We start from the raw sequence: 13875 nt of genomic DNA on the forward strand, positions 1-13875 counted from the left end.
AGAGCAAGTCCCCTTTACTATATTAATTGTTCGATTAGGCGCACTTCATCCCAAATTTCAATGCCTAAGCTTTGTGCCTTTTCTAGCTTCGAGCCTGCATCTTCTCCGACAATTACAAGGTCTGTTTTTTTACTGACACTCCCTGCAACCGTACCACCTAACTGTTCTATTTTCGCCTTTGCTTCGTTACGTGTCAATTGCTGTAATTTGCCTGTCAGTACAATTGTTTTACCAGCAAAAGGATTTGCCCCTGCTTCCACGACAATTTTCTTGCCTTTATAGCTCATATTTAAGCCAAATCCTTTTAGGCGTTCGATTAATTGTTGTACTTGCTCGTTTGCAAAATACGCGACAATCGACTCGGCCATTTTATCGCCAATTTCATGAATATCTTTCAAATCTTCTTCAGTGGCAACCATTAATGCATCGATTGTTTCAAAATGTGCTGCCAAAATCTTAGCTGCTTTTTCACCAACATGGCGAATGCCAAGACCGAATAATAGTCGTTCCAGCGAATTGTCCTTTGACTGAATAAGTGCTTCAACTAAATTTGTCGCCGATTTTTGCCCCATTCGCTCCAGGTTGATCAGTTGTTCTACTGTCAGTTCATATAGTCCTGCTACATCTTGAATATAGCCTTCTCTCAGCAGCTGTTCTACTACCTTCTCGCCAAGACCGTCGATATTCATCGCATTGCGGGAAACGAAATGCTTCACACCTTCCGCGATTTGTGCAGGACATTGCGGATTCACGCAGCGCAATGCTACATCAGTATCAATGCGTACAACTTCTTCATCACATGCGGGACAATGGGTCGGCATTTTATATGGTACAGCGTCATCCGGGCGCTGTTCCAGAACAACCCCCACAATTTGCGGAATAATATCCCCCGCTTTCCTCACAATGACCGTATCATCGATTCGAATGTCCTTTTCACGAATCAGGTCTTCATTGTGCAATGATGCACGGCTCACAGTTGTTCCGGCTACAAGTACCGGTGTTAAAATCGCTGTCGGAGTAATAACGCCCGTACGACCTACCGTCAGTTCGATATCCAGTAATTTTGTTATCACTTCTTCAGCCGGGAATTTGTAGGCAATTGCCCAGCGCGGCGATTTTGCCGTAAAGCCAAGCTCATCTTGGTGGGCATAGCGATTCACTTTAATGACGATACCATCAATTTCATACGATAAATTTGGGCGCGCTTCTGTCCACTTTTCTATAAACGCCAAAACGTCCTCAATAGTTTCGCAATACTCACGCTCTTTATTCGATGGAAAACCTAGCTCCTCCAAATACTTGAGCATTTCCCAATGCCCATCGATTCCATAGCTTTCTCCATCCCCGCCAACTGCATATATAAAAGTCGATAAATTTCGGCTTGCCGCAATTTTTGGGTCTAATTGACGCAACGATCCTGCTGCCGCATTCCGAGGGTTTGCAAATAGCTCTTCGCCATTTTCAGCTCGACGTTCGTTCAGTTTTTCGAAAGATTTTTTCGGCATATAGGCTTCGCCGCGCACTTCTAATGTTACAGGTTCATTTAAACGTAAAGGAATGGCACGGATTGTCTTCAGGTTGGCTGTAATATCTTCACCAACCGTTCCGTCACCACGAGTAGCGCCTTGTACAAAAACCCCGTTTTCATAGCGTAAAGATATGGCCAAACCATCAATTTTCAGTTCACATACATAGGAGTAATTTTTACCGATTGCCTGCTCGATTTTCCGGTCAAAATCACGCAAATCTTCTTCATTGAAGGCATTCGATAAACTAAGCATTGCTGTTTCATGCGTTACCTTTTTAAAGCCTTCCAATACCATGCCACCGACACGCTGAGTAGGAGAATCAGGATAAATAAATTCCGGATTTGCTTCTTCTAATGCGATAAGTTCATGTAAAAGCTGATCATATACACTATCTTCTACTACCGGTTTATCCAGTACATAATACGCATAGCCATACTCATGAAGAAGCTTGTTTAATTCCGCAATTCTTTGTTCTATTTCATTCATCAAATGTTCCTCCTAAGCTTTCGTAATCGGTGCAAATTTCGCTAGCAGACGTTTTATTCCAGTCGGTGATGGGAAAGCGATATCCAGTTCCATGCCGTCCCCTTCACCTTTTACACTTACGACCATACCGACGCCCCATTTGCCATGGGCTGCTTTGTCGCCTACTTTCCAGTCAAACTTATCCCCGCCTGTAGAATTAAGTCGTGATGTTTGGGAAGCAGGTGCCTGCACGCTTCCTAATGAACGCTTCGGCATACGGTCATAACGGTTCGATTTAAATGGCAGTGAATCATCACGATATGATGTAGTATTTGCTTTTGAAACTTGCTCTAACACATTTTCATCAATTTCGCGTAAAAAACGTGATGGGGCATTGTATCCTGTACGACCAAAAATTGTACGAGAACCCGCACAAGACAAGTATAGACGCTGCTCTGCCCGAGTTGCGCCGACATACATCAAGCGCCGTTCTTCGGCCATTTCATCTTCACTTTCCAAGGAACGTGAATGCGGGAATATATTTTCCTCCATCCCGATAATGAACACAACAGGGAACTCCAGCCCTTTTGCGGCATGCATCGTCATTAAAATAATCGTACCTTTCGCTTTTTCTTCTTCATCTAAAGAATCAATATCTGCAATAAGTGCCAGGTCCGTTAAAAACGCTACTAATGACTGGTCTTCACTGCGCGCTTCAAAAGCCTGTGTTACTGTTAAAAATTCTTCGATATTTTCCAAGCGGCTTTCTGCTTCAATCGACTTTTCCGCTTTCAGCATTTGGCGGTATCCTGATTTTTCAAGCACTTCTTCCACAATCTCTGTAACCGATAATTCCTGCTGTCGATCACTCAATGAACGAATCATATTGTAGAAATTTTCAGCTGAAGTGGCTGCTTTGCCTGAAAGCCCCATAAATACAAGCTCACCCATCGCATCAAAGATTGATCGGTCGCGCTCCATTGCATAGACAAGCATTTTATCAAATGAAGTCGCACCAATCGCACGTTTTGGTTCATTGATAATTCTCGCCAATGACAGGTCATCATCATTGTTTGCAATTAAACGTAAGTAAGCGAGTAAATCTTTAATTTCTTTTCGATCATAGAACTTTGTACCGCCAACAATCTGGTAGTTCATATTCGATTTTACGAGCACATCCTCCATCACACGTGACTGTGCGTTTGTACGGTATAAAATCGCAAAATCATCCAGCTTGTAATCTTCATCCTTCATGAGTTTTTGAATCGTACGTACAACATATTGTGCTTCATCCTGCTCATTTCCCGCTTTGTAAAGCTGGATCATTTCGCCTTCCGGATTTTCTGTTCTCAGTACTTTTTTATAGCGGTCTTTATTCTTTTCAATTACGCTGTTTGCCGCTTGTAAAATACGTTTTGTGGAACGGTAGTTTTGCTCAAGCATAATCACCTTTGCTTCTTTGTAATCTTTTTCGAATGATAATATATTCGAAATATCAGCACCTCGCCAACGATAGATCGATTGGTCCGAATCCCCGACAACACAAATATTACGGAATTTCTTCGCCAATAATTGCACGAGCAAATATTGAGATTTGTTCGTATCTTGATACTCATCAACATGAATGTACTGGAATTTGTTTTGATAAAACTCAAGCACATCCGGCGCTTCTTTAAATAGACGGATTGTCAGCATAATTAAATCGTCAAAATCGAGACTTTGATTTTGTCTTAATCGTTTCTGATAGCCTTTATATACCTGTGCGACAATCTTTTCAAAAGGATTATGCGGATTCATATTCTCTTCAAACCCATTCACAGTAATGCACTCATTTTTTGCAGAACTAATCGTGTTTAAGATTGCACGCGGGTCATATTTTTTCGGATCGATATTATCCTGCTTCAATATATTTTTTATAACCGTCAGCTGATCTGAACTATCTAAAATTGAGAAGCTTTTCGAATAGCCGATCCGGTCAATATTGCGTCGCAAAATACGTACACACATTGAGTGGAATGTGGATACCCACATGCTTTCCGTTGTCCCATTTCCTAATATCCCGTCAATTCTCTCACGCATTTCACGGGCAGCTTTATTTGTAAATGTAATGGCCAAAATTTTTGAAGGGTATACTTCACGCTCAACGACTAAATAGGCGATACGGTGAGTCAGTACCCTTGTTTTCCCAGAGCCGGCCCCTGCCATAATTAGGAGCGGGCCTTCTGTTGTTTTCACCGCTTGAGCTTGCTGTGGATTCATTCCCGCTACTAAATTTTTTGCTATATGCTCCATATTGCACCTTCCTATCTAAAGAACATTTGTTCCTATTATATAACACTTTTCACTGCTTGTACGGTTTTTAATGCCGCTTTTAAATCATCATAAATAATATTTCCGACAACTACGGTATTGGCATATGCAGCCATTTCTTTCGCCTGTTCTACGGACGTAATGCCGCCTCCATAAAAGAGCTTTGTTTCATTTAAAACTTCGGCTGTTGCTTTGACCATTTCGATATCACCATATGCACCGCTGTACTCCAAATAAAAAATCGGCAATTTAAAGTAGTTTTCCGCCATTCGTGCATAGGCCACTACATCTTCCACCGTCAAATCCGTTTTCGCATTTGTTACTTGCGCTACTTTACAATCCGGATTCAGTACACAATAGCCCTCCGCTACGAGCTCTTCCCAAATTAGTACATCGCCATATTCTTTAATCGCTTCATGATGCAAATCTTTCACCCATTTTGTATCACGGCTATTCAACACCGACGGAATGAAGTAATAATCATATCCTGGTGTAATGCTATCAACGTTTGAAATTTCCAGCGCAATCGGTACTGAAAAACGACGTACACGGACGAGCAGATCCAGAACGCCATCCAACGTCACATCATCTGTCCCACCTACTAAAATAACATCCGTTCCCGATTCACAAATCTGCTCTAATGCCTCATCCGTAATTTCCTTAGCAGGGTCCAGTTTAAATACATGTCTCCAGTTTAAATATTCCATGAATATATCCACCTATTCTCAAAATTTTTATATTGAACTTTCCATTATCTTTGTTTTTATTGACCATCTCTTAGTATAACGAAATTCGTTGAAATATTAAAAGACTGAGCGGATAAATCTGCTCAGTCTTTTAAGCTTGCTCATGTATTTATGATTGGGCGCATTGGCGCTTCATTACTTTGACGTAAATGGCTTTTCGTCTGGATAAAGACGGCCCAGCATTTCATCATAAGTGTCATTCCCGTAATCAAAGCAACGGCGTACACGGGAAATTGTTGCTGTTGAAGCACCCGTTTCTTTTTTAATTGTTTCATACGTTTTTTTCAAACGTAATAAATGTGCAACTTCAAATCGCTGTGCCAATGATTGAATTTCACTAATTGTGCACAAATCATCGAAAAATTTATAGCATTCCTCAATATCCTTTAACTCTAGGACTGCTTTAAACAACTGATCTGTTTGATGACCGCGAATTTTTTCAATTTGCATGTGCCCACCATTTCCTCTCTACTCTGAATATATAACAGAAGCCGCTAGACCTGGAGATGTTGGTACGAAATGTATCCATGTATTTCCTTGAACTAATTTTACTTCCGTTCCATCTTCTTCGACTGCCACCAGCAGGCCATCTGCATTTTTCCATTTCACTTCACGTATCGTCCCTGCTTGAGCTACATACGCATTGCCGCCACCAGTAATTGTAATCTCGCGTCGACCGGCATTATCTACAATTTGATGAGGCATTTCAAAAAATAAAATATTAGCTAATTCGATGGATTCATTTGTCTCGTAATCGACTGTTTCTACATTTGCAGAATAACGCTTGTACTGATTCGTTTCGGCATTGTATACGTACTGACTATTAAATGAACCGCTATTATTGTATTTCATCGATATTTCATTAGCTGTTGTTCCTATTTTAACATTATCTTCGGCTTCATAAAATGGGTAGGACACTTTTTTCTGATAAAGTAGTGAAGTCCCTACTTTTTCAGCACCAGCCTTTACATTTTCGCCCGAAATATAAGAATTGTGAGGAGCAACCCGTGTCGATGAACGTTTAAAGAAAGTACCATCATAGTGCATTCCATTAATATTATCGACTACTCTTTGTGAAAGCATCGATTTTGCTTCTGGACTATAGCCATGCGCAATATAAAATGCGTCCAGCCCTTTTGCAATATCAATAAAGTATGAACGTGCACTGCGGATCGGTCCGATAGATTCAGGAAGTTCTGACTGATAAAGAGCTAAAAAGCGTGTTACATCACCTTCCGCCAGCATTTCATACACGACATCCGCCTGTGCAAGTCCGGATTGCGGGCGTGCTTGCGGATGGTTATTGATTGTGGCCAGTATTGGGCGCATCGTCACTTCCTCTGCCACTCGTTCCCCTGTAAACGGCGTTACAAATGGCAGTACTTCTTCAGCCTCCGCTACAATAATATCTTTCTCTACTTCGTTTTCTTCTATCTCTACAGCAGGTTCCTCTGTTTGTTCTTTATCTGAACAACCTGTCGCTAAGGTTATGCCTAATAGTGTTAACATGAATATACTGCGTTTCATCGTGCTACTCCTCTCGTTTTTTCAGGTTTATCGCATTACGGCAGGTAGCATAACCTTATTTTTCATGACATCAAAAATCCCACGTGTCGTAATTCGAATATACGGTAAATGTGTCGATTGTAAAAACAGCAATGTGTAAATTGCATCTGTATGGTGATATCCACGTTTTTTCAAAGCACTCTTCAATGCTAGCTCAAGCGGAATTACTTCATTAACGGTTCCATCATAAATAGAGCCGGCCAAAGTTAAAGGAATACTTGTCACAATTTGATCATCCTCTACAAGTACAATCCCGCCATTCATTTTCTTCAATTCTTGAAAAGCGTACTGCATATCCTGCACCGATTTTCCTAATAAAATAATATCTCCAGTATTGGAATACGATGAGGCAAAGCCTTTTACATGTGTCGCAAATCCTTTAATCATCGTATTAATACGCCATTTTCCATTGCGGTCGACAAGCATTAAATAGCTTTCATCATGGTCTGTTGATAATGTATGTTGATAATGACCGAAATTTTTTATACTATACGGCTTCGTAATAACATCATTCACCATTTCAACGCCAATCGGCATCGAAAATTGAAAATCTCCTTCGTGCAAATCAAAATCGATTTTCAGATCACCGAATAGGGATAAGTCAACTTCCGGAAATGCTTTCAAATCTGTATTGTCGCGTTTTAGCCATACTCCTTTTGAAATTACTGCTTCAGGTGTCGGCGAATGTTCGTCCGCCAAAATATTAATATTTGCATAACGACCTGTAGCAAGTAACCCATGCAAATTGGTCATATTATAATATCTCGCAACATTATAGCTTGCCATATTATAAGCATCAACTGGGCGCACACCTGCTTCAAGGGCTGCCCGAATACATTTATCCATCACACCATCTTCATGGAAACTCGGTGTGGAGCCATCTGTTGTCATCATTAAATGATCGAATATTTCATAGCCTTTATCGACAACCGCTTTTAATAAATGAGGCAAATCCGGGCGAATCGATGAATAGCGAAGTGTAACAGCATATCCATGCAGTATACGCGCTTCAATATCTTCAATTGTCATAGATTCATGGTCACCATCGACTCCTAGTAAACGCATTTTAGCCAACGTTTTTTCGGATGCTCCCGGTAAATGTCCTTCGATTTTTTTCCCCTTATGCTTAGCTGCCTGAATCCAGTAAAGCATCTGATCATCCCCGCGCATCAGACGAGGCCATCCTGTCAATTCCCCGCCAAGCAATACGTCATGACGGTCAAGCCATTCCAAGACCGAGGCATTTGAGTAAAGTTCCCTCTCATTTTCAAGTTCAGTTTGGGAATCGAAACGACTCCACCAGTAAAATGAAAATGGCAATTTAGCAAGCTCATCCATAAAAGAAAACGCTTTCTTATTTTTCATCAATGAAACAAGTGTCATATTGTCTGAAATAAATGTAGTCGTGCCGGTCTGTGCACTAAACTCTGCGAAACTGTGGGGATTGTACAATTGGAAAGGATGTACGTGCGGCTCAATATAACCTGGTACTACTACTTTCCCTGCCAAATCAACAACCTCTGTCCCTTCTATATTTGCAGGCATTTCCTTACCAACATATACGATGCGATCATTGGATATCCAGATGTTACCTGTTGCCCAACTTTTCATCATACTATGTAAGTATTTAGCATTTTTTAAAACTATATTCGGAGCAGCATGCCCGTCAATGATACTAACTTGCTCTCTTATATTACTTAACTTCCAACTAATTTTCGGCATTTTCTGCACTCCTTTCAATTTTTACACCTAATATAAAGACGCTTATAACTTTTCCAAGATGCTAAACCAGCTCTAAAAAATATCCTGCTGCGATTCAAGTAGCTTCAGCAATTGTCTTTAACAGCTGCTGAAGCTAGATTAAATGCGTATCGATTTAAAAGAAAAACACATACTTAGTTCAATATATTTTGCTTTATGTAGGCAATTGCTACAATATTCCTTTTGGTGAATTAATCGTAACATAGCACTTTCATAAAGCAAAGTGTTTCCAAAATAATTTTTAAATTTTCTAAAAAAAGGAGGAAACATAATTGCTGACCCCAAATATTTCTGAAACAAACGCTTTTATCCGTATGATGTGCGGTGTTGCTATGACCGCATTCGGTGTCGGGAGAATTGCTCATAAACCTCAATGTACAGTTGGTCGTATGATGATTCTTGCCGGTTCAATGAAAGTGGCGGAAGGGTATTATCAATATTGTCCAGTAGTCGCGATGGCCAAATCAGAGCAGATGACCGAAATGATGCCCGTCAATGATTAAGAGGTGGATCTAGGGGCTTGTTCTATAATGCTCACATTACAAAGCGCTATATTTTAAATTTAAATATAGCGTTTTTACATATCGCAGTGTTACCAATAACTTAATCATCATACAGTGAAGAAAGGGTAAAATGCCCTTTCTTTATTTTGCTTACATAAGCAAATAAAAATCATTTGTAAGACGGCAGCATTTCCAGTGCCTAAAAGCTCCAATCCTTTTGAAATACAATTAATTGCGCTGGAAAATCAAACCCAAAATTATATCCACGAATAAAAGAATTCAACGAATAACTTCCACTTTTAATATATTCCATCAATTAGATCAAGAGAGTTTATATCTAGGCTCTTACCATATTTCCAAGATCAGTTACCTGAATGTTGTTATTTAGCGGATGTATGTAAATGTACAGCTTTAAATGTTATTTATTTGGAACAGGAGGAAACATTATAAACGAATTTGAAGATAAACGAGAAGAATCGGAAGTACTAACATTTGATAAAATCCTAAAGCATTTTATGAAAGAGAATTTTTCACCGGTAAAAGATGAAGTACAGGAAAATACTAACAGCTTTAAATTTTCGGAAAAAAGTTCACTCAATTTATTAATGGCTTACTTATTATCAAACAATAAATATGAAACATCATATCCTGCCAATGAAGAAGAAGAGAGAAAAGCTGCAGAAAAAATAAATCAGCTCGTACATGAAAAGGAAAAAGATTTCCAAGAGATTATAAGCTTACTGAAAAATATGACTTGATAGGAGGGATCCATTTGGAGATTGATAGCGTGAAAAGTAAAGACCCACTTCAATTACAGCAAACCATCAACTTTTTGAAATCTGAAATCGCCAAATATCAAAACGAAATATCCACCCTACAAAGCGTGGACCATTATTCAATGGTAAATAGTCTTGAGCAGGAACTGAATCAGTTAATTAATGAGAAAAAAGAACTTTCCGTGGAATTAATGATGCTAAGGAAAAGCTTTGAAAAAGAGCTGATTGAACTGCACGAAAATATTCAGTTACGTGAAGAGCAAAGAATAAAACTCATTTCTTCCATAGAATCACTAGTGGAAAAAAAAGAAAACTTACAGAAAGAAAACAAACAGTTAAAAGAAACAATCGAGAAAACAGCTAAAATTGAATCTCCTGCTGCCCGTTCAGAAAATTATATACAGGCCGTCGAAGAGCTGGATCATTTGCTTCGTTCGTTCCTGAGCAGTAACAATGAACAATTAATTTCTCTGCACGAAACGATCAATCAACAGCACAATCTGTTAAAGGAAATTAAAGATAAAAACGATGAAATTCATTCTACCTTAGAAGAAATGGTCCAAGTAAAAGAGCCTGAACATAAATATTCCCCAACGACAGATGTACAATCCATTACCCGGATTAACCTGGAAAACCAGCTCAAAAATCTTTTTATCCAAGCAACCAGTTTCGAGACGGAGCTTGAAGAAAAATTACGTATTCTCGATGAGTTTGATGACAAGTTACTTTTACTTGCCATTGAAATTGAGAAACATAAAAAGAGCGATATATGATAGACAGCTATATTGAGTAAAAAGGCGACACGTCTGTACGTATCGCCTTTCCTTTATTTAAATGTTCTCCAGCCAATATCTTTGCGGAAAAAGAAATTCGTCCATTCTTTTTTTGCAAGTTCAGCATATACTTTTTCCTGCGCTTCTTTTAATGTAGTTGCTTCTGCCGCTACTAATAATACACGGCCACCGTTACCTACGAACCGATCACCCGCAAGCTTTGTCCCCGCATGGAATAGCGGCAGTTCAACATCCGAAAGCTCCGGCAGAGCATTTCCTTTTTCCACATCGCCTGGGTAGCCTTCCGCCGCAACAACAACACCTAGCATAGCTGCTTCTTTCCACTGTAAATCGAATGGCTGCTCGTTCATTACGCTCATCATAAATTCACCGAAGTCTGAAGCCATACGTGGTAATACGACTTGTGTTTCCGGGTCACCAAATCGTGCATTGAACTCAATTACTTTCGGGCCTTTTGCCGTTAAAATTAAGCCTGCATACAGGATACCGGTGAATGATACACCTTCTGCTTCCATTGCATTTACAGTCGGCTCTACGATTGTGTCATATGCAACTTTTACAATGTCTTCTGAAATTTGCGGTACTGGTGAATAAGCACCCATTCCCCCTGTATTTGGTCCTTTATCGCCGTCATAAGCACGTTTATGATCTTGTGCTATGACCATTGGATAGATTTGTCCTTTATGTACAAAACTCATAAAGCTGAATTCTTCGCCATCCAGGAACTCTTCCACAACAACACGGGAAGACGAATCACCGAAACGTTGGTTACCGATCATATCTTCCACTGCTTCGATCGCTTCCTGTTCTGTCATCGCTACAATGACACCTTTTCCGGCAGCTAATCCGTCCGCTTTAATTACAATTGGAGCACCTTGCTCTTTAATATAAGCAACCGCTTTATCCGCTTCTGTAAATGTTTCATGCGCTGCCGTCGGAATATTATATTTGTTCATAATCTCTTTTGCATAAGATTTCGAACCTTCAATTTTTGCCGCCGCTTTTGTTGGGCCGAAAATAACCAACCCTTGCTCGTTGAAGTAGTCAACGATTCCTTCTGCTAATGGCTGCTCCGGACCTACAAATGTTAAAGCCACATCATTTTCTTTTGCAAATTGTGCAAGTGATGCGAAATCCAGTGCATCGATTGCCACTACTTGCGCATCCTGCTTCATCCCGTCATTTCCTGGTGCTACGAAAACGTTTTGTACAGATGGTGCATTGTTGAATTGCTTTGCGATCGCATGTTCACGACCACCACTACCGATTACAAGAATATTCATTATGAGCTCTCCTTTTTTATCGTTAATTTCCGTTGCGGGCGAATGCCTTCCGCGGGGAGTCCTCGCCCTTCACTACAAACAACTAAAGTCATTCCCTACACATGATTTAACCTTATAATTTTCTATAAATTTTTTTTTTCTAATAAAAAAACGCCCGCCAAATTTTAGGCGAGCGCTTTTCATTAATGGTCGTTTACACTGCGCTACCCGACCAAAAGTAGTGCTGTGTATCTTACAATCAATGATTATTTTATTATTAACATGGCATCTCCCGGCCAAAGTCGATGCAGTTGTTAATAAAATTTGGTTACGACGGGGACCCGGCCAAGAATCGCCCAATCGTCTTATTTACCCCTCTCCCGGCCAGAAAGAAGAATAAATAAAGCATTTGCAAACGCTTCTGCTAACGTCCGGCCAGAACATTAGCGAAACTTTATTCTATTATAACGTAAATTTAATAATTTCTCTACTGCTAACTTTTAATTAGTGTTTAAAGTGACGAACCCCTGTAAACACCATGGCAATACCATATTTGTTTGCTGCATCTATTGATTCCTGGTCTTTAATCGAGCCACCTGGTTGAATGATTGCTTTAATACCGGCTTTTGCCGCTGCTTCTACTGTGTCGCCCATTGGGAAGAATGCATCAGAAGCTAATGCCGCGCCCTGTGCTTTTTCTCCCGCTTGTTCAAAGGCAATTTTCGCAGCACCTACACGGTTCATTTGACCCGCACCTACACCTAATGTCATTTGCTTATCTGTTACAACGATGGCATTCGATTTTACATGCTTCACAACTGCCCAGCCTAGTTTTAATGCTTCCCACTCTTCTTCAGTCGGTTCACGGTCTGTCACAACTTGAATAGTTGCATCTTTAAAGCCGAAACGGTCCGGCTCTTGTACGAGTAAACCACCTTCAACTGCTACAACATTGAACTGATCCTGCTTTTCCTGTGTGAAATCGATTGTTAACAGACGAATGTTTTTCTTCTGCGTTAAAATCTCTAATGCTTCTGAAGTAAAGCTTGGCGCAATGATGATTTCCAGGAAAATACCCGATAACTTTTCGGCAGTTGCCTTGTCCACTTCTTTGTTTAATGCGATGATGCCGCCAAAGATAGATGTTGAATCTGCTTCATATGCTTTATTGAATGCTTCTTCAATTGTTTCGCCAGTACCGACACCACATGGGTTCATGTGCTTTACGGCAACCGCTGCAGGCATTTCAAATTCTTTTACGATTTGCAATGCTGCATTTGCATCCTGAATATTGTTGTACGATAACTCTTTACCGTGTAATTGTGTTGCGTAGGCAATCGAGAAATCCGAACCTAAACGTTTTGCATAGAAAGCCGCTTTTTGATGAGGGTTTTCACCATAGCGTAATGTTTGCTTCAACTCATATGTTAGCGTCATGTTTTCAGGGAACTCTTCGCCAATTGCATTTGATAAATGATTGGAAATATACGAATCATAAGCAGCCGTATGACGGAATACTTTTGCTGCTAAACGACGACGTGTTGCTAATGTTGTTTTTCCATCTGCCTTCAACTCTTCCAATACGGCAGAATAGTCATTTGCATCAACAATTACCGTTACATAATCATGGTTTTTTGCAGCTGAACGTAACATTGTGGGACCACCAATATCGATATTTTCAATTGCATCATCCCAAGATACATCCGGCTTGGAAATCGTTTCGACGAACGGATATAAGTTGACACATACAATTTCGATTGGGCGGATGCCATGTTCATTCATCTGTGCAACATGGCTTGGCTCATCAAACTTACCTAATAGACCGCCATGAATCATTGGATTTAATGTTTTTACACGGCCATCCAAAATTTCCGGGAAGTTTGTTACTTCATCCACTGCTGTTACCGGAACATTGTTTTGTTGTAGTAAACTTTTTGTTCCTCCAGTAGAAAGTACTTCATAGCCAAGAGCTACTAATTCTTTTGCAAATTCTAAAATACCATTTTTATCTGAAACACTAATAAGTGCACGTTTCGTCACGATTAGGTCCTCCAATTTAGTTATTATAAGTGTTGTTTTCCGTTACGGCGGACGCTTTCCGGGGGCACGGCCTGAGCCTGTAGTCTCAGGCGTCGTGCTTGTCCCCCAGGAGTCGCCGCCTTC

11 protein-coding genes are annotated in these 13875 nt (G+C 40.2%); 3 read left to right on the forward strand and 8 right to left on the reverse strand.

All coding sequences use genetic code 11. The features are described 5' to 3' along the window. Positions 1–17 precede the first annotated feature (17 nt). From ligA to MHB58_RS18250, 6 genes are all read right to left on the reverse strand, one after another. Positions 18–2015 (reverse strand): NAD-dependent DNA ligase LigA, encoded by a 1998-nt coding sequence (gene ligA / locus MHB58_RS18225; RefSeq protein WP_008408709.1) that lies wholly within the window; start codon positions 2013–2015, stop codon positions 18–20. A gap of 12 nt (positions 2016–2027) precedes the next feature. Continuing rightward, positions 2028–4286, reverse strand: coding sequence for a DNA helicase PcrA (pcrA, locus tag MHB58_RS18230; protein WP_340735790.1), 2259 nt, complete (start codon positions 4284–4286; stop codon positions 2028–2030). A gap of 35 nt (positions 4287–4321) precedes the next feature. Beyond that, positions 4322–5011, reverse strand: a complete 690-nt coding sequence (locus MHB58_RS18235) for a heptaprenylglyceryl phosphate synthase (RefSeq protein ID WP_087617509.1) — start codon at positions 5009–5011, stop codon at positions 4322–4324. Between the two features lie 174 nt (positions 5012–5185). Beyond that, complete coding sequence (locus MHB58_RS18240) at positions 5186–5500, reverse strand: YerC/YecD family TrpR-related protein (RefSeq protein ID WP_008408714.1); 315 nt, start codon at positions 5498–5500, stop codon at positions 5186–5188. A gap of 18 nt (positions 5501–5518) precedes the next feature. After that, a complete protein-coding gene (locus tag MHB58_RS18245) occupies positions 5519–6577 on the reverse strand; it encodes a DUF3048 domain-containing protein (RefSeq protein ID WP_340735791.1) in 1059 nt (352 codons plus the stop codon). A 27-nt stretch (positions 6578–6604) separates the two neighbouring features. Then, a complete protein-coding gene (locus MHB58_RS18250) occupies positions 6605–8338 on the reverse strand; it encodes an adenine deaminase C-terminal domain-containing protein (protein ID WP_340735792.1) in 1734 nt (577 codons plus the stop codon). Between the two features lie 311 nt (positions 8339–8649). Between MHB58_RS18250 and MHB58_RS18255 the strand changes: the two genes are divergently transcribed. The 3 genes from MHB58_RS18255 (at position 8650) to MHB58_RS18265 (ending at position 10429) form a co-directional block, all read left to right on the forward strand. Further along, positions 8650–8880 (forward strand): YgaP-like transmembrane domain, encoded by a 231-nt coding sequence (locus MHB58_RS18255; RefSeq protein WP_014822588.1) that lies wholly within the window; start codon positions 8650–8652, stop codon positions 8878–8880. Between the two features lie 401 nt (positions 8881–9281). After that, positions 9282–9638, forward strand: coding sequence for a hypothetical protein (locus MHB58_RS18260; protein WP_340735793.1), 357 nt, complete (start codon positions 9282–9284; stop codon positions 9636–9638). Between the two features lie 14 nt (positions 9639–9652). Continuing rightward, a complete protein-coding gene (locus MHB58_RS18265; protein ID WP_340735794.1) occupies positions 9653–10429 on the forward strand; it encodes a multidrug ABC transporter ATPase in 777 nt (258 codons plus the stop codon). 53 nt (positions 10430–10482) lie between these two features. Here the strand turns inward: MHB58_RS18265 and purD are convergent, their stop codons facing one another. Both purD and purH read right to left on the reverse strand, forming a co-directional pair. Next, on the reverse strand, positions 10483–11733 hold the full coding sequence (gene purD, locus MHB58_RS18270; RefSeq protein ID WP_340735795.1) for a phosphoribosylamine--glycine ligase: 1251 nt from the start codon (positions 11731–11733) through the stop codon (positions 10483–10485). A 483-nt stretch (positions 11734–12216) separates the two neighbouring features. After that, entirely contained in the window at positions 12217–13752 is a 1536-nt protein-coding gene (gene purH, locus MHB58_RS18275; protein WP_087617515.1) for a bifunctional phosphoribosylaminoimidazolecarboxamide formyltransferase/IMP cyclohydrolase, read from the reverse strand. Positions 13753–13875 lie beyond the last annotated feature (123 nt).

This window comes from Solibacillus sp. FSL K6-1554 (genome assembly GCF_038005185.1).
Lineage (GTDB): Bacteria > Bacillota > Bacilli > Bacillales_A > Planococcaceae > Solibacillus > Solibacillus silvestris.